We start from the raw sequence: 18,170 nt of genomic DNA, 5'->3' as shown, positions 1-18,170 counted from the left end.
TCTTATAAAATGAGAATAATATCAAAATATAGTTGCTTTTTACTTTTCATATTTCTTTTAGCGTCTTGTTCGAGCGATGATAGTGTTAAGAAGGACGAGCAAAAACCAACTATAACTATTAACTATAATGAAGGATTCCCCCAAGCCTGTGCACAACTTGTAAAAGGAGAAACCTACAATTTTAAAGCAAAAGTTGCAGACAACCAAGCATTGGCTTCTTATAGCTTGGATATCCACCATAATTTTGATCGCCACACACATGATGATCAAGGAGAAAAATGTGAGTTAGAGGAAGTAAAACAAGCTATAAATCCGTTTATTTTTATGGAAAACTATCACATAGAAAGCGGATTGACTAGTTATGAAATTAACATCACTTTAACAATCCCCCATAATATAGATACAGGAGATTATCACTGTGCCTATTCTGTAACAGATGAGACAGGATGGCAAAGTAGAACGTCGGTAGATATAAAAATTATAGACTAAATAAAACCTGAATATGAAAACAATTCTTAAAAATAAATTACAATTTTATTTAATACCAACTCTTTTAATAACGCTCCTATTTACTTCTTGTAATAAGGATGACGATACTCAACCTGAGCTGCTTAAGCCAACTATTGAAAATATTGAAATAGGTTCGGGCAACAATGGCGTTGGTGTAATTGGTAGAGATTTTCATTTTGATGTGGATGTGGTAGCTGGGAATTTCATTAAAAATGTCCAAATAAAAATACAACCACGAAGTGGTGAAACATATGCCCAGGACTGGTCCTATGAAATTACATGGGACGAATACCAAGGTATGAAAAACACCAATATTCACAAACATTTTGATGTTCCTGAAGATGCTGTGGAAGGCATTTATGATTTCCTTATTATTATACACGATCAAAATGGCACAAGCCTAGAAGAAACCTACACAATAAAACTCATGGATGCTTCAAATTTACCAGTAGATCCTTATTTGTATCTGATGGATTTCTATACCGACTCCATGTATCAATATGTAAATGAATTACTTCAAAATCCAGAAGAAGTCGTATATTCTGAAGGTAATGTATTTAAATCTTCCGCTATAATCAAGAAGGTAAATGGAGATGGGAAAATGTACCTTCTATTTATCAAAAAATCTGCGAACCACCTTCCAAAAATTGTGGATGACATCGATTTTTCAAAGGTCATCGTTTACGACTTTTTTGAACATGAAAATAAAGAAGATGTATATTCTTTTAGCAATATATTATTTGATGGCCAAGGTGGTTTTACTCGTTCGGCACCCGAATTTAGTATTGGTGCTTCTCATGATAACAACACACCTGAACCTAATCCTATTAATGGTGAAAAAGAATGGGAAACTGGTGAATATTATTTAGGGGTTGTTTACACAAACACTACGCATAACTTAAGTGTCTACCATTATATTGAAGTAGATATCATCATGGATTAATAAAAAAAAAGCAGTATCAGCAAACTAAACTGATGCTGCTTTTATTATTTATCAGATAAGTTGAGAAAACTACTTGTAACTATTTTTAGCTTTTTTTACTATGTGCTTGAAACAGTACTTATTGCATTTTCAGAAATTTTTGAGTCCATGATAATTTGTTTTACATAAATTAAAAACTATTTGTTAATGTAAAGAACCAAACCAAGTTGTATGGTACTCACTTTAATTTGTTTTTTACAAGTATGATAAATTTTAGAAAAAATCTTATATTTGAAATATGGAAACAGCAACAAAACCAAACCATATCGGTAGAAAAATAAGCCGTATTAGAGAGCTTAGAGGCATGAAACAAGAAACCCTTGCGGAAGAATTGGGTATTAGTCAACAGGCTGTTTCTAAAATAGAGCAATCTGAAAAAGTTGAGGATGATAAACTGGAGCAAATTGCTAAAGTGCTTGGGGTTACAAAAGAAGCCATTGGAAATTTTTCAGAAGAGTTAGCCATAAATTACTTTAATAATTTTAATGATAGCAGTGAAGGAACATTTAATAACCATTGTACTTTCAACCCTTTAGATAAACTTATGGATTCGTATGAAGAAAACAGAAAACTCTACGAACGTCTTTTAAAATCAGAGCAAGATAAAATTGGCTATTTGGAAAAGCTAATGAAAGAAAAATAAAATTACTCAACACAAAATATACTATAAAAAGGAAATCATTAAATGGTTTCCTTTTTTTATACATTTTCTTTATCCTTGAAAGGTCTATAGACTTTAAGACTCTTTTTCTGAATTGTTTTTTGCGTTCAAAGATGGGGCTCTCAATTTCTTTATATCATTACTCACTTTCCGTTTCAGGCCCTTGGTATAAATTTGTGTGCTTGATATTCTTGAATTTACTGGATCATGACCAAAAGTTGTGTGTGAATTACCTATAGTTTTCGGATTTTTGCAAAAAAAAGATTTTGGACCATTATCTAGAACTACTCAAACTTATTTTACCTGAATTTCTAATCAACCATTTTGATCTTGTAAAGCATACTAAAAATGGCGAAGTCATGCATCTTTACTTTGAAGAACAAAATGCAACACCTAAAGAAGAATCTAAACGCACATTAATTGCGCATGGTTTTCATAAAGAAGTAACCATCCAAGATTTTCCTTTACGAGGCAATACAGTTTACCTGCATGTTAAGCGTCGCAGATGGTTAGACAAGACCACCAAACAAGTCGTGCAGAGAGATTGGAACTTAGTAGCACAGGGAACTCGTATGACATCAGAGTTCGCTGCTTTTTTAAAAGAAATTAATCAATACTAGAGCTTCAGATTGTCATACCATAGGACATTTTTATGGCGTTGATGGTAAAAAACTACAACGTCAGTATAAAGATTATTTAAGTGATTTTAAAGACTGGAATCAGAAGAAACATGCAAAACAATATCTCATCTTTCCTGAAAATATAGGAAGCCATTTATCTATTGATGAGACTGCTTTGTCAAAGGGAGAACTCTACACCATCATTACCAACAAAAAAGCCAAAGGTAAAAAAGGAAGTATCGTTGCCATTTTTTCTGGCACTAAAGTAGAACCTATTATAGAACAGCTTCTTAAATTATCAGCAAAGAAAAGAACGAAGGTTAAAGAGATTACACTAGACATGGCTAACTCAATGAAAACTATCGCTAAAAAATGTTTCCCAAAAGCCATACAGGTTACTGATCGGTTTCATGTACAGAAATTAGCCTTGGAAGCACTACAAGATATAAGAATCAAATATAGGTGGGACGCCATAGATCTAGAAAACGAAAACATAAAACTTGCCAGAGCAAATCACAAGACCTATAAACAAGAGGTCTTTGATAATGGAGATACCAGAAAACAACTCTTAGCAAGAAGCAGGTATTTACTCTACAAAGCACCCTCTAATTGGACGGAAAATCAATACCAGAGAAGCAAAATACTCTTCGATCAATATCCTGATATCCAACTAGCATTTAACCTAGTTCAAGGCCTTAGAAATATTTTCAATACAGCAAAATCAGTAGAAACTGCATACACAAAGCTAGCGCATTGGTATAAAGATGTTGAACAATCTGGATTTAGAGCATTCAATACAATAGCAAATACGATAACCCTAAACTATAGATCTATACTTAACTATTTCATCAATCGAAGTACAAATGCTTCTGCTGAATCTTTTAACGCAAAGATAAAAGCCTTTAGAGCCCAGTTTAGAGGTGTCAAAAATATAGAATTTTTCCTTTTTAGATTAACCACTATTTTTGCTTAAACACAACTTTTAGCCTTGATCCATTTTACTTTCTATGATATCAATAAAAACGCAAAAACCTGTTAATCGTTTGATTAACAGGTTTTTGATGTTGATAGATATACTAATTTGTCGGGGTGGCAGGATTCGAACCTGCGACCTCCTGCTCCCAAAGCAGGCGCGATAACCGGGCTACGCTACACCCCGATTTGGTTATCTAAATTTCTAAAATAAATTAGCGGAGAGACAGGGATTCGAACCCTGGGTAAGTTTTCACCTACGACGATTTAGCAAACCGTTCCTTTCGGCCACTCAGGCACCTCTCCGTTATTTTTTAATGAACTAAGCACTTATGGTTAAATGCGGATGCAAATGTAACTTTTACTCCCATATCACACAAACAATTTTTTCACTTTTTTTACTTTTTTTTTATTCGGGATATTCTATACGTAAGTGATAGATATTAGCCAACTTATGCTTTAAAACTTTTTTTATGGATTGAATTTCTTTAAAAGTAATGTTTGCATTTAAGAATTGACCCGCTTCTATTTGCTTGTCTATTATATTTTCAACAAAAGCATCAATTTTAGTGGAGGTAGGGTCTTTTAAACTTTTAGAAGCAGCTTCAACACTATCACACATCATTAAAATAGCTGTTTCTTTACTAAAAGGCTTAGGACCTGGATAACTGAAATCTAATTTATCTACATCTTCGAAATCTTTTTTCTCCTGCATGTAAAAATAATAAACAACACTTGTACCGTGGTGGGTTCTAATAAAATCGATCACTCTATCTGGTAAATTATATTTCTTGGCTATTTCAATACCATCAATCACATGTCCTGTAATTATTCTTGCACTTTCTTTAGATGAAAGTTCGTCGTGCGGATTAATTCCTGTGGATTGATTTTCAGTAAAATAGGTTGGGTTCTTCATTTTGCCAATATCATGATACAAAGCGCCTACTCGAACTAACATAGCATTAGCACCTATTTCGTTGGCTGATGCTTCAGCAAGATTTGCTACATTTAAAGAATGGTGAAACGTACCAGGTGCTTTGTTAGAAAGTTCCTTTAATAGTTTTGAATTCGTATCAGACAGTTCTAAAAGTGATACATCGGAGACCAATCCAAAAATCTTTTCATAAGCATAAATTAAGGGTTGTACAAATAACGTTGCGAGTCCGCTTAAAACAAACCATATAAACATTTTCCATTCGATAGTTTCTACACTGCCTTCGTGAATAACAAAAAACGCAAAATAAGCGATAATATATATAAGGGTTATTTGTCCTACTGAAATAAATAAATTAGCACGTTTATACAATTCTGAAACTGTTAAAATAGTAACAATACCTGCTATAATTTGAAGAAACATGTATTCGTAACTATTAGGTACTATAAAACCTAACAGCAGTACTGTAATTACGTGAGCAAATAAGCCTAAGCGGGCATCGAAAAATGCTTTAAATATAAGTGGTAAAATACAAATTGGAACCACGTAAACAAACTTGGAGTCGTAATTTATAACCAAGGTTGTAATAAAGATCATTAAAAAGACATTAAAGAAGATGAAGGTTACTTTCGTGTTGTTTTCAAATACTTCTTCTTTTCTATATTTCCTTAGAAACAAAAGCAACATTAATAGGGCTAAGGATACTAATAAAGTGTACGCAAAGAGTATCCAGTTGTAATTGGATTTATTCCAAACCTGCGATTCGTATTCTGATTGTAACGACTTTAAAATTTGATATTTATCACCTTCAATGATTTCTCCTTTCGATATAATTAAAGTTTCTTTTTCAACACTTCCTCTAGCATATGCAATTTTATTCAACTCTTCTTGCAGCGCTTTTTCTGTAAACGATTTGTCAAAGATTAAATTAGGTTGAATAAGTTCAAAAAAAAGGGATACAAAATTAGTTTTATATTGAGTTAATTTATGTTTTTCCAAGACCCTATTTATTACAGGTGTCACAGCATCTTGTTTTATTAAATCGGAGAAAAAGCCGTCTTGTTTTTTTACGCGTTCGTCAAGAATAGCAATGGCTCTATCTTCAGAAAAACTATAACTTTCATTTAGAACCCCAAAAGCATAAAACTCAGAGATTATTTCTTGTCCTACTTTATATAAAGTGTTTAAGGTTCTTTTTGAAATAGAATCAGAAAAAACACTTCTAAATTGTTCCTTATATAATGTGTTTACTTTTGTTTTAACGGTAGCATCTACATCAAAATATAAAATAGAATGATCAATCAGTACTTGTTTTTCTGAAGCGATTTCAGCATCCGATTTTTTTATAGCAAAGTTAAAAGGTGCATATAAATTTTCAGATTGCCAAGGTTTTCCTTTTTCAAAATTATATTTAAACTTCCCGCTTTTGGGAAACAAGTACACAATTAAAAAAGTGGTACAAATAAACAGCAGACCTTTGTAAATCAAGGAATGGTTTCTGTATAATTTATTTATAAAGTCTTCCATTTAAAAAGTTAAGTGAAACCAAATGTAATAAAATTATAAGGTAATCCTATTTTTTATAATCATTGAATCGCTCTAATTTCTATTAAAAAATGATTATTTTCGCATATAATAAGTTTAAGTTTTATCACATGAATAAAGAAGTTGTTATTGTTTCGGCAGTGAGAACCCCTATAGGTAGTTTTATGGGGGCACTTTCAACTATTCCTGCACCTAAACTGGGTGCTATTGCAATAAAAGGTGCTTTACAAAAAATAAACTTAAAACCAGAATGGGTTGACGAAGTATTGATGGGTAATGTGGTGCAAGCAGGAACAGGACAAGCGCCTGCAAGACAAGCTGCTATGTATGCTGGTATACCAAATACGGTGCCTTGCACAACTATAAACAAAGTTTGTGCTTCTGGCATGAAAGCAATTATTCAAGCAGCGCAAAGTATTGCTTTAGGAGATGCTGATATTATTGTTGCTGGGGGTATGGAAAACATGAGTTTAATTCCACATTATTTATATGCCAGAACAGGAACCAAATTTGGACCTACAACGCTAATTGACGGTATGCAAAAAGATGGTTTGGTTGATGCGTACAATCAAGATGCTATGGGTGTATGTGCCGATGCTTGTGCTACCAAATATGAATTTTCTCGTGAAGATCAAGATGCATTTGCCATACAATCGTATAAACGTGCAGCTGCTGCGTGGGATATGGGTAAATTTGATAATGAAGTTGTGCCTGTTGAAGTCCCGCAACGACGTGGAGAACCCGTTATAGTTAGTAAAGACGAAGAATTCACCAATGTTATTTTAGATAAAATTCCGCAATTACGTCCTGCTTTTTCAAAAGAAGGTACGGTAACTGCTGCCAATGCTTCCACTATCAATGACGGTGCTGCAGCAGTGGTTTTAATGAGTAAGGAAAAAGCAAACGAACTTGGTTTAAAACCTCTGGCTACTATAAAAAGTTATGCCGATGCTGCACACGAACCAGAATGGTTTACCACTGCGCCTGCAAAAGCATTGCCCAAAGCTTTAAATAAAGCAGGAATGACACTAAATGATGTCGATTTTTTCGAATTTAACGAAGCTTTCTCAGTTGTAGGATTGGCTAATATGAAGATACTAGGACTTAGCGATACCAACGTGAATGTAAATGGAGGAGCTGTTTCGCTTGGTCATCCCCTTGGATGTTCTGGAGCTAGAATCATCATCACATTATTAAACGTGTTACAACAAAACAATGCTAAAATTGGTGCAGCAGCTATTTGTAATGGAGGAGGTGGCGCATCTGCAATTATTATAGAACGCAAAGAGGATTGATTATTTTTTTATTGATTATTTTTATTTAAACATGATTTTTTATTCAAGATTTAGTACCGTATCATTCACAGCATTTCAATATATAATTATCAATAAGCAATAGACAATAATTATATGCAATACGGAATTTGTAATTTAAGCATGGTGCCTCTTAGAAATGAACCTACTGACATTAGCGAACTTGTTTCGCAAGTTTTATATGGTGACATTTTTAAAATTTTAGAACAGCGTAAAAGTTGGAGCAAAATAAGACTTGCTTTTGATAAGTATGAAGGTTGGATTGATAATAAACAGTTATTAGAAATTACCGAAGAACAATACCAGGAATTACACCAACAAACTCCTAGATTAGCTACGGATTTAGTTGAATTTATTGAAGATACAAATCAACAATTACATCCTATTTTATTAGGATCTTCTCTTAATGGCTTGTCTATTTTAAACCATAAACACGACGGTACTTTTATTGAAGGTAAAAAAGTAAAAGAAAACCTTATTAAAACGGCTTTCTTATATTTGAATTCACCTTATTTATGGGGTGGAAAATCTCCTTTTGGTATAGATTGTTCAGGTTTCACCCAAATGGTTTATAAACTTAACGGGTATAAATTATTACGCGATGCGTCTCAACAAGCAACACAAGGAGAGGCTTTAAGTTTTATAGAAGAAAGCGAACCTGGAGATTTAGCTTTTTTTGATAATAACGAAGGTGTTATTACCCATGTTGGTATTATTATGAGCGATAACTACATCATTCATGCTCATGGAAAGGTTAGAATCGATAGGTTAGACCACTCAGGCATCTATAATGTAGACAAGAAAATACATACCCATAAACTACGGGTTATAAAAAAAGTGATTTAGTTAAATTAGCTTAAAAGATATTTTTAAACTTTGTTACTAAAACATGGCGTAATAGAATAAAATGGTTCCGTCTACGCCATATTCTTATTTCATTTGCGTTTAAAAACAGGTAGCAATTTGGTAGAAACTTCTCCAAAACCAATACGTGTACCATCTTTTTCACAAAAACCACGCATAATAACAGTATCGTTGTCGTTAATAAAAGTACGTTCACTACCATCTTTCATTTTAAGTGGTTTTTCCCCTTTCCAAGTCAGTTCTAACAAGGAACCGTATGAATCTGGTGTTGGGCCAGAAATAGTACCACTTCCCATCATATCGCCAGAATTAACTGGGCAACCATTTATAGTATGGTGCGCCAATTGTTGCGACATGTTCCAATACATATACTTAAAATTAGATTTGCTAACAACGGTCTCTTTAGCACCACTTGGGCGTATGGCTACTTCTAAATTAATATCGTAACTTTTTTTACCTTTATATTGAAGGTATTCTAATTGTGGCTTAATAGGTTTTGGACTTTCCACACGATAAGGTTCTAATGCATCCAGTGTTACAATCCATGGTGAAATAGACGATGCGAAGTTTTTAGCTAAAAACGGTCCTAGCGGCACATATTCCCATTTTTGAATATCTCGTGCACTCCAATCATTTAATAATACCAAACCAAAAATGTATTCTTCAACTTCATTCACAGGAATCGGTTCGCCTAAATCGTTAGCAACCGTTGTAATAAAAGCCATTTCTAACTCAAAATCAACCAATTCACTAGGTCCGAAAACAGGTAGTTCTGCTCCGTTGGGAAGTGTTTGACCTTGTGGTCTATGAACTGGAATTCCCGATGGAATGATAGATGAACTTCTGCCATGGTAAGCGATGGGCAGATGCAACCAGTTTGGTAGCAGTGCATTTTCAGGGCCTCTAAACATAGAACCTACATTAGTGGCATGCTCGATGCTTGAATAAAAATCGGTATAATCACCAATTTGTACAGGCAACTGCATTTCAATTTCATCCAATCTAAAAAGTACAATTTCCTTATGACTTTTATTTTCTTTTAAAGTTTTGTTGTTACTATCAAATATTTCTGCAATTCGGTTTCTTACAGAGCGCCATGTTTTTCTACCATCGGCAATAAAATCATTTAACGTATCTTGAAGAAAAATATCATCGGTTAAAGGGATGCCACTAAAATAACCTAATTGATGTAGTGCCCCTAAATCGATAGCAGTATCGCCAATTCTGGTGCCAATGGTAACGATATCATCACGCGTTAAAAATACCCCAAAAGGAATATTTTGTATCGGGAAATCTGAGTTTTTATCTACGTGTAACCACGATTTTCTATCTGGATTGTTAGCGGATAATGGCATAACTTAAAGAGTTTAATGTTTATTGAATTATATTCAAACCTACACTTTTTTTTTATTTCAACAGAAAAAAAAGTGTAAAAATTAGATTTCTTTTAACCGTTAATAAAACCGTTAAAAACTTAGAAGTAAATATATGTTTTTTGGTGTATTTAACTAATCTATTTCTTATTTTTGCCGAATATTTAACAAGAAATTAATTTTATGCAACGCGACGAACAAATTTTTGAACTAATTGAAGCTGAAAAAGAACGCCAATTACATGGCATTGAACTTATTGCATCCGAAAACTTTGTAAGTAACCAAGTTTTGGAAGCTGCAGGTTCTGTGTTAACCAATAAATATGCTGAAGGCTACCCAGGTAAACGCTATTATGGTGGTTGTGAAGTGGTTGATGAAGTAGAGCAAATAGCTATTGATAGAGCAAAAGCTTTGTTTGGTGCTGTGTACGCTAACGTACAACCGCACTCTGGAAGTCAAGCAAACACAGCGGTTTATCACGCTTGTTTAACACCTGGAGATAAAATTTTAGGTTTCGATTTATCGCATGGTGGTCATTTAACTCATGGATCGCCAGTAAATTTTTCTGGTAAATTATACGATCCTGTATTTTACGGGGTAGAGCAGGAAACTGGTATTTTAAACTATGATAAAATTCAAGAAATTGCTACGAAAGAGCAACCAAAATTAATCATAGCTGGTGCGTCTGCATATTCTCGTGATATTGATTTTAAACGTTTTAGAGTCATCGCCGATAGCGTGGGTGCTATTTTAATGGCCGATATTTCACATCCTGCTGGATTAATTGCAAAAGGCATTTTAAACGATCCGATGCCACATTGCCATATTGTAACTACAACAACACATAAAACGTTAAGAGGTCCAAGAGGTGGTTTAATAATGATGGGACAAGATTTTGACAATCCATTTGGAATGACCTTGAAAGATGGTAGTTTACGTAAAATGTCATCTTTATTAGATTCAGCTGTGTTTCCAGGAAATCAAGGAGGGCCTTTAGAGCATATTATAGCAGCTAAAGCGATAGCATTTGGAGAAGCTTTAACCGATGATTTTTTACATTACCAATTACAAGTAAAAGCAAATGCGGCTACTATGGCAAAAGCATTGGTTGAAAAAGGATATAATATTATTTCTGGTGGTACTGATAACCACTGTATGTTAATAGATTTACGTAATAAAAATGTATCTGGTAAAGAAGCAGAACAAGCTTTGGTAAAAGCAGATATCACCGTAAATAAAAACATGGTGCCTTTCGATACCCGTTCCCCATTTGTAACATCAGGTATTCGTGTTGGTACTGCTGCGGTTACAACCAGAGGTTTAAAAGAAACCGATATGCTTGAAATAGTGCAGTTAATTGATGAAGTAATCAATAACCACGAAAATGAAGCGGTTTTAGAAACCGTTAAAGGTAAAGTAAATACGATGATGGTGGGAAGACCATTATTTGTGTAATTACATCATATAATACCTCACTTTTTTTTAAATGTGAGGTTTCTATAAAAACAAAAGAATCCTGCGCTATGCGGGATTTTTTGTTTTTTGGTGTTATTAGTTTTTTGGGGAGGTTTAAAGAAATCAAGTAGGATGCTAATTTGTCTGGAGCGAATCCGAAAAAGTTAGAAGTTCTTTTCTTTGTGCTTATTACCGCTTTTTTTGCTTTAATGCTTCATAGATTGGATATAAGCTTTAATATATAAATTGAAATGTTGGTTTGACGTTAAAAAGTAAAAAGACTTCTTTATATTTGTGCATTATTATGCAACAGACTTTTTACAAATATCAAGGAACAGGAAACGATTTTGTGATGATAGATAATCGTCAGGAAACGTTCAACAAAAAAGACACTCAACGCATTGCATTCTTATGCGACAGACGTTTTGGGGTAGGAGCAGATGGTCTAATTTTATTAGAAAACCATCCTACTTTAAATTTTAAAATGGTGTATTATAATGCTGATGGTAACGAAAGCACTATGTGCGGTAATGGTGGCCGTTGTTTAGTGGCATTTGCAAATCAATTAGGTGTTATTAAGGATAAAGCTATTTTTGAAGCTATTGATGGTTTGCACCATGCAAGCATTCATAATGGCATCGTAAAACTCCAAATGTTAGATGTTGATGTGGTTGAAAAACATAAAAATCATGTGTTTTTAAATACGGGTTCTCCACATCATGTACAGTTTGAAGAGCAAATTGAAAATTTCGATATCAAAACTAAAGGAGCTGCTATACGCTATGGTGCGCCATATAATGAAGCAGGAAGCAATGTGAATTTTGTAAAGAAAATCAGTGACCAAATTTTTGCTGTTAGAACTTATGAACGAGGAGTAGAAGACGAAACTTTGTCTTGTGGTACGGGCGTTACTGCTGTGGCATTGGCAATGCACGCACTTAATCAAACCAACGCAAACTTAATTACTTTAAAAGTTCAAGGTGGTGAATTACAAGTGAGTTTTGATTTGGAAAATGGGGTTTACAAAAACGTTTGGCTTATAGGGCCAGCTTCATTTGTTTTTAGCGGTAATATATGATTACCTTAAAAGGAGAAAATATCTATTTACGTGCTTTGGAACCCGAAGATTTGGAGTTTATTCATACCATTGAAAACGACGAATCAGTTTGGGAAATAAGTAATACCATTACGCCTTATTCAAAATTTTTAATAAAACAGTACTTAAAACAATCTCATAAAGACATTTTTGAAGTGAAACAATTACGCTTGGTTATTTCAAGTTATGATGATGTGGCTTTGGGAATGATCGATTTGTTTGATTTCGATTTTAAAAACAGTAGAGCAGGAGTCGGTATTTTAGTAAAAGAACCTAATGATAGGTCTAAAGGTTTGGGAAGTGAAGCTTTAAAACTACTTATAGATTATAGTTTTACACATTTGGGATTGCATCAGTTATATTGCCATGTCTCAGAAGAAAATGACATAAGTATCAAACTTTTTACCAAACAAGGGTTTCAAAAAATAGGATTAAAAAAGGACTGGATTTTGATTAACGGTTCATTTAAAAATGAGTTTATATTTCAGCTTATAAATAATTAAATGTATATTAAAAAAATACTTCTTGCCATTGTTTTTATAGGGTTGGCCATTGCAGCATATTTCGCCTATTATGTTTACAATACCATGATGAACTCCAATACGGCTTTTAATAATGATACGGCCTATGTTTATGTGCCTACCAATGCGACTTATAATGATGTTAGGCAGCAATTAGAACCGTTATTGAAAGATATAAACACTTTTGATGCGCTTGCAAAGCAAAAAAAGTACACAACGAATGTTAAAGCAGGTCGTTTTGCTATAACTAAAGGGATGAATAATAATGATATTATTAACTCAATTAGAAGTAGGAACCTCCCAATTAAATTATCTTTTAATAATCAGGATTCAATGGAGAAGTTGGCAGGAAGAATCAGTACACAAATAGAAACTGATAGTCTTTCGTTATTAAAAGCCATGAAAGATAGTGCGTTTTTATCAAAATATGAGTTTAATAATGCGACAGCTTTGGGCATGTATTTACCTAATAGTTATGAGTTTTTCTGGAATACCTCGGCAGAGCAATTTAGAGCGCGCATGCTTAAAGAATATAATCGTTTTTGGACGGCTGCTCGAAACGACAAAGCCAAAGCTATTGGTTTAAAACGAGACCAAGTTATAGCATTGGCATCAATAGTTTATGAGGAGTCAAAACAAGCTTCAGAACAACCAAGAATAGCAGGTGTTTATATGAACCGAATTAGAATAGGGATGCCATTACAAGCAGATCCTACTTTAAAATTTGCAGCCTATCAATTGCCAGAATATAAAAATACGATTATCAAGCGTGTTCTAAATATTCATAAAGATATCGTGTCTCCTTATAATACCTATAAAAACTTAGGATTGCCTCCAGGACTTATAGCCATGCCTGATATTTCGGCTATCGATGCCGTTTTAAATTATGAAAAACACCAATACCTTTATTTTGCGGCCGATGCCAAGCGTTTTGGATTTCATAAATTTGCAAAAACGTTATCTCAGCATAATGTGAATGCTAGAGAATACCATCAGTATTTGTCATCTCAAGGCATTAATAAGTAGTGAAATATGTAGTCATAAAATACCTGTTATTTTTTGTTTTATTGCCATTATTTTCCTTCTCGCAATCTAATTTCGATTCATTTTTAACACTTAGTGATACGCTTAATAAGCCGAGACGAAACGCCATTATTATTACAGAAGCAGCTATTGGAAGTTTAACCTTGTTAGGTTTGAACCAACTGTGGTATGCCGATTATGAGCGTTCTAAATTTCACACCATTAATGATAATAATGAATGGCTGCAAATGGATAAAATGGGGCATGTGTTTACTTCGTATCAAATGGGAAAACATGGAGCTCAGTTATTAAATTGGAGTGGTGTAAGTAAGAAGGACCAGTTAATTTATGGCGCTACTTTAGGATTTGGGTTTTTAACAACAGTCGAAATTTTAGACGGTTATTCAAAAGAATGGGGCTTTTCTTGGGGAGATATTTTAGCAAATGCATCAGGTACAGGCTTGTATATTGGACAAGAATTGCTTTGGAATGAGCAACGCATCTCCTTAAAGTTCTCATTTCATCAAACGAAATATGCTTCTCAAAGTCCGGAAAAGTTAGGGAAAGGATTTTTGGAACAGATTTTGAAGGACTATAATGGGCAAACTTATTGGTTAAGTGCTAATTTACATTCTTTTTTTAAAGAACAAAGCGTGCCTAAATGGTTGAATTTAGCTGTAGGATATGGGGCTGATGGTATGTTTAATGGCGTGAAAGATGTTGACAATCAGTTGTTAACAAATTTAAATAGACAGCGTCAATTCTATTTAAGTTTAGATGTAAATTTGAATAATATTGAAACAAATTCAAAATTACTGAAGTCTGTTTTAGACATTTTTAATATGATTAAAATACCTTTTCCAACTATAGAATTTGCCAAAAAAGGGTGTGTATTTCATCTATTCTACTATTAAAAAAGTCGTTAAACGATTAATTTTGATATTGTTAGGAAAATGTCTAATTTTGCACGCTCAAATTTTCAAGCAATTTTACTATGTGATTTTGCTGAAAAAATTTAAAAAACTATGAGAAAAAGTATTGCAAGTTACTTAACCCTAACTCTAACAATATGTATTCTATTGTTGGTGTCGTTTTCATCAAATAAAACGACAGATTTAAGTAAATATTCAACAGTTGGCTTAGAGTTAGATTATACAGTAAGCCAAGACCCTAGCATTCATGAGAATGCTTTAGCGTCGAACGACATGAACAAACCAATTTCTCCATTCTTAGGTAAATCTTTTGTAGGATTTAAAGAGGCCTTAGCATTTAAAGAATCTAGAGGCGATTATTTTGTTGTAAACACTTTAGGTTATTTAGGGAAATATCAATTTGGATCAGGGACTTTAAAATTAATTGGGATTCACAATCCATCGTTATTTTTGAAAAATCCTGAGCTTCAAGAAAAAGCATTTGTAGCCAATACACAACGTAATAAATGGATTTTGCGTAGAGATATTAAAAATTTTGTTGGCAAAAGGCTTAATGGTATCTTAATAACCGAATCTGGTATTTTGGCGTCGGCTCATTTAGCAGGGGCTGGAAGTGTAAAAAACTATTTAAGAAGTTATGGAATTGATAATTTTGAAGATAGTTATGGTACAACCATTGAATACTATATGAAAAAGTTTTCTGGTTACGATACATCTTCAATTAAAGCAAATAAAAGAGCTAAAGCTATATAGTTTTAGTCTTTGTGAATAATAAATATCGTAGGTCTTTTATGTAGATCTACGATATTTTTTTTCCAATCTTTTGCAGCTTGAGTTTTTATAAGTTCTGTTGGTAAAGTAATATCACAGGCTACACAAATTTGCGTGTTTTCGTCTAAATAATTAGATAAATCTTCAAGCATTTTGTTGTTTCTGTATGGTGTTTCAATAAATAATTGAGATTGATTATGTTCAAAAGATAAACGTTCTAAACGTTTCATCTCACTTTTTCGTTCCCCTTTATCAATAGGTAAATAGCCGTTAAAAGCAAAACTTTGCCCATTCATTCCAGAACTCATTAGCGCCATTAAAATAGATGATGGTCCAACTAGTGGTACCACTTTAATGTTTTTTTGATGTGCTATTTTTACAATATCGGCACCCGGATCTGCAACCCCAGGGCAACCAGCTTCAGAAAGCAGGCCAACGTTCGTCCCATTTAAACAGGGGTCTAAGAAGCTAGGCAAATCAATAGCATCGGTATATTTGTTTAAATGAAACATTTTTAGTGAAGGCTGCGATTTTTCCGGTGATATTCGTTTTATAAAGTGTCGTGCCGTTTTATCATTTTCAACAATAAATGTATCGGTTTTATCTATAATTTGTTTAACTGTAATAGGAAGTACTTCTAGAGGTTCGTTGTTTCCTAATGTTGTTGGAATTAAATAAAGAATTCCTTTATTAGATTTCATATATTTTAAGTTAATTTTTCAGCAATAACCGAACATGCTTTGTCTAACATATTATAAACATTTTCAAAACCATCGTTTCCACCATAATAAGGATCAGGGACATTATAGTTTTGGTCTGGATAAACTTCATTTAAAATAAACTTAACCTTCGTTTTATCTTGTTCGTCTCTTGCAAGTAATAGGACGTTTCGATAATTAGATTCATCCATGACATAAATAACATCAAAAACATCAAAATCTGAAGCATGAAATTGGCGTCCTTTTAGATTTGAAATGTCTAAACCGTGTTTATTAGCAACTGCAACAGATCGACTGTCTGGATTTTTACCAATATGATAATCGCCTGTACCTGCAGAATCTATAATAATAGAAGTGTTAGGAAGTTTTGATCTTAAAATACCTTCGGCAAGAGGAGAACGACAAATGTTTCCTAAGCATACCATCAGAATTTTAGTCATTTTAAAATGTTTTAAACAGATAGTTTTTTTGCGATATCTTCAACGTATTTTTTAAATTGCTTATCGGTAGAAGATAAATTATCTACCGTTTTGCATGCGTGTAATACGGTGGCGTGGTCACGTTTTCCTATTTGTGAACCAATACTAGCTAAAGATGCTTTAGTGAATTTTTTCGCGAAAAACATAGCCAATTGTCTTGCTTGAACAATGTGACGTTTTCTTGTTTTTGATTGCAAAGTATCAATATCCATTTGGAAATAATCTGATACTACTTTTTGGATGTAATCAATAGAAACTTCACGCTTAGTATTTTTAACAAATTTCTCAACTATTATTCTGGCTAAATCAATAGTAATTTCCTTTTTGTTGAAAGATGATTGTGCAATTAAAGAAATAATAGCACCTTCTAGCTCTCTTACATTCGATTTGATATTTTTAGCAACATATTCAATAATATCATCTGGCATGTCTACACCATCACGATATAATTTGTTTTTTAAAATAGAAACACGTGTTTCAAAATCAGGTGTTTGCAATTCAGCAGAAAGTCCCCATTTAAAGCGAGATAATAAGCGTTGCTCAATATCTTGCATATCAACAGGTGCTTTATCACTTGTTAAGATAACTTGTTTGCCGTTTTGATGTAAATGATTGAAAATATGGAAAAACACATCTTGGGTACCTGTTTTACCAGACAAGAATTGTACATCGTCAATAATCAACACATCAATAATTTGATAGAAATGTATAAAGTCATTTCTATTATTTTTTTTAACAGAATCTATATATTGTTGAGTGAACTTTTCAGCCGAAATATATAAAACTGTTTTTTCAGGGTATTTGTCTTTAATGTCTACTCCTATAGCATGTGCTAAGTGAGTTTTCCCTAAACCAACGCCACCAAAAATAAGTAACGGGTTAAAAGAAGTTCCTCCAGGTTTTGAGGCTACAGCTAATCCTGCACTACGCGCTAAACGGTTAGAGTCTCCTTCTAAAAAGTTTTCAAAACTATAATTAGGGTTTAGTTGGGATTCAATTTTGACATTTCTAATACCTGGAATTACAAACGGGTTTCGTAATTCGGGGCTTTTATTATTTAAAGGAATGTCAACTTCTTGCGATTTTACAGAACTTCTGTTTGAACTAGGAATTTTTTCGGTAAAAGGTTGTTTGTTGCCATACGTGTTTTCCATTTTAATAATGTAAACAAGTTTAGCTTTTTCACCTAATTCTTTTGTAAGGGATACTTTTAGAATTTTCACGTAATGTTCTTCAAGCCATTCGTAAAAGAATTTACTAGGTACTTGAATACTTAAGGCATTGTCTGAAAGCTTAACCGCTACAATAGGTTCAAACCATGTTTTGTATGCTTGCGGTTGGATATTATCCTTTATGAATTCAAGACAGCTATTCCATACCGTTTGCGCAGTTACACTCAT

Annotated in this window: 18 protein-coding genes and 2 tRNA genes; 13 read left to right on the top strand and 7 right to left on the bottom strand. The window is 33.3% G+C overall.

Going from position 1 to position 18,170, the window contains the following annotated elements; all coding sequences use genetic code 11:
* The first annotated feature begins 9 nt into the window (after positions 1-9).
* The 5 genes from QLS71_RS00100 (at position 10) to QLS71_RS00080 (ending at position 3,746) form a co-directional block, all read left to right on the top strand.
* Positions 10-489, top strand: coding sequence for a DUF4625 domain-containing protein (locus QLS71_RS00100; RefSeq protein ID WP_308992499.1), 480 nt, complete (start codon positions 10-12; stop codon positions 487-489).
* A 13-nt stretch (positions 490-502) separates the two neighbouring features.
* Complete coding sequence (locus tag QLS71_RS00095; protein ID WP_308992500.1) at positions 503-1,453, top strand: DUF4625 domain-containing protein; 951 nt, start codon at positions 503-505, stop codon at positions 1,451-1,453.
* Between the two features lie 277 nt (positions 1,454-1,730).
* Complete coding sequence (locus tag QLS71_RS00090; RefSeq protein ID WP_348636576.1) at positions 1,731-2,135, top strand: helix-turn-helix transcriptional regulator; 405 nt, start codon at positions 1,731-1,733, stop codon at positions 2,133-2,135.
* A 284-nt stretch (positions 2,136-2,419) separates the two neighbouring features.
* A complete protein-coding gene (locus QLS71_RS00085; RefSeq protein ID WP_308991875.1) occupies positions 2,420-2,773 on the top strand; it encodes a transposase family protein in 354 nt (117 codons plus the stop codon).
* 19 nt (positions 2,774-2,792) lie between these two features.
* On the top strand, positions 2,793-3,746 hold the full coding sequence (locus QLS71_RS00080) for a transposase (protein WP_348636626.1): 954 nt from the start codon (positions 2,793-2,795) through the stop codon (positions 3,744-3,746).
* A 111-nt stretch (positions 3,747-3,857) separates the two neighbouring features.
* On the opposite strand, the gene QLS71_RS00075 is transcribed toward QLS71_RS00080, so the two are convergent.
* From QLS71_RS00075 to QLS71_RS00065, 3 genes are all read right to left on the bottom strand, one after another.
* Positions 3,858-3,932 (bottom strand) — tRNA-Pro (locus tag QLS71_RS00075).
* A gap of 32 nt (positions 3,933-3,964) precedes the next feature.
* Positions 3,965-4,051 (bottom strand) — tRNA-Ser (locus QLS71_RS00070).
* 103 nt (positions 4,052-4,154) lie between these two features.
* A complete protein-coding gene (locus tag QLS71_RS00065) occupies positions 4,155-6,206 on the bottom strand; it encodes an HDIG domain-containing metalloprotein (protein WP_308992099.1) in 2,052 nt (683 codons plus the stop codon).
* 128 nt (positions 6,207-6,334) lie between these two features.
* Between QLS71_RS00065 and QLS71_RS00060 the strand changes: the two genes are divergently transcribed.
* Both QLS71_RS00060 and QLS71_RS00055 read left to right on the top strand, forming a co-directional pair.
* Complete coding sequence (locus QLS71_RS00060) at positions 6,335-7,519, top strand: acetyl-CoA C-acyltransferase (protein ID WP_308992100.1); 1,185 nt, start codon at positions 6,335-6,337, stop codon at positions 7,517-7,519.
* Between the two features lie 114 nt (positions 7,520-7,633).
* Complete coding sequence (locus tag QLS71_RS00055; RefSeq protein WP_308992101.1) at positions 7,634-8,383, top strand: C40 family peptidase; 750 nt, start codon at positions 7,634-7,636, stop codon at positions 8,381-8,383.
* An 89-nt stretch (positions 8,384-8,472) separates the two neighbouring features.
* On the opposite strand, the gene fahA is transcribed toward QLS71_RS00055, so the two are convergent.
* Entirely contained in the window at positions 8,473-9,756 is a 1,284-nt protein-coding gene (gene fahA / locus QLS71_RS00050; protein WP_308992102.1) for a fumarylacetoacetase, read from the bottom strand.
* 201 nt (positions 9,757-9,957) lie between these two features.
* Here fahA and glyA point away from each other — a divergent pair, with 201 nt between their 5' ends.
* From glyA to QLS71_RS00020, 6 genes are all read left to right on the top strand, one after another.
* Positions 9,958-11,229 (top strand): serine hydroxymethyltransferase, encoded by a 1,272-nt coding sequence (gene glyA, locus QLS71_RS00045; protein ID WP_308992103.1) that lies wholly within the window; start codon positions 9,958-9,960, stop codon positions 11,227-11,229.
* A gap of 304 nt (positions 11,230-11,533) precedes the next feature.
* Positions 11,534-12,307, top strand: coding sequence for a diaminopimelate epimerase (gene dapF / locus QLS71_RS00040; protein ID WP_308992104.1), 774 nt, complete (start codon positions 11,534-11,536; stop codon positions 12,305-12,307).
* Entirely contained in the window at positions 12,304-12,828 is a 525-nt protein-coding gene (locus QLS71_RS00035) for a GNAT family protein (RefSeq protein WP_308992105.1), read from the top strand. The genes dapF and QLS71_RS00035 overlap by 4 nt, the downstream gene beginning before the upstream one ends.
* Positions 12,829-13,872, top strand: coding sequence for an endolytic transglycosylase MltG (mltG, locus tag QLS71_RS00030; protein WP_308992106.1), 1,044 nt, complete (start codon positions 12,829-12,831; stop codon positions 13,870-13,872). It begins immediately after the preceding gene.
* A gap of 41 nt (positions 13,873-13,913) precedes the next feature.
* Positions 13,914-14,783 carry a DUF2279 domain-containing protein gene (locus QLS71_RS00025; RefSeq protein WP_308992107.1) on the top strand — a complete coding sequence of 290 codons (870 nt, stop codon included), beginning with the start codon at positions 13,914-13,916 and terminating at the stop codon, positions 14,781-14,783.
* Positions 14,784-14,894: 111 nt separating this feature from the next.
* Complete coding sequence (locus QLS71_RS00020) at positions 14,895-15,554, top strand: peptidoglycan-binding protein LysM (RefSeq protein WP_308992108.1); 660 nt, start codon at positions 14,895-14,897, stop codon at positions 15,552-15,554.
* Between the two features lie 2 nt (positions 15,555-15,556).
* On the opposite strand, the gene QLS71_RS00015 is transcribed toward QLS71_RS00020, so the two are convergent.
* Genes QLS71_RS00015 through dnaA form a run of 3 tightly spaced genes read right to left on the bottom strand, consistent with a single transcriptional unit; the run spans position 15,557 to position 18,170 of the window.
* Positions 15,557-16,273, bottom strand: a complete 717-nt coding sequence (locus QLS71_RS00015; protein WP_308992109.1) for an SAM-dependent methyltransferase — start codon at positions 16,271-16,273, stop codon at positions 15,557-15,559.
* Positions 16,274-16,278: 5 nt separating this feature from the next.
* Positions 16,279-16,731, bottom strand: coding sequence for a low molecular weight protein-tyrosine-phosphatase (locus QLS71_RS00010; protein WP_308992110.1), 453 nt, complete (start codon positions 16,729-16,731; stop codon positions 16,279-16,281).
* An 11-nt stretch (positions 16,732-16,742) separates the two neighbouring features.
* Complete coding sequence (gene dnaA, locus QLS71_RS00005; protein WP_308992111.1) at positions 16,743-18,170, bottom strand: chromosomal replication initiator protein DnaA; 1,428 nt, start codon at positions 18,168-18,170, stop codon at positions 16,743-16,745.

Source organism: Mariniflexile litorale, from assembly GCF_031128465.2.
In the GTDB taxonomy this organism is placed as follows: domain Bacteria; phylum Bacteroidota; class Bacteroidia; order Flavobacteriales; family Flavobacteriaceae; genus Mariniflexile; species Mariniflexile litorale.
This window is presented reverse-complemented; position numbering and strand designations above follow the sequence as displayed.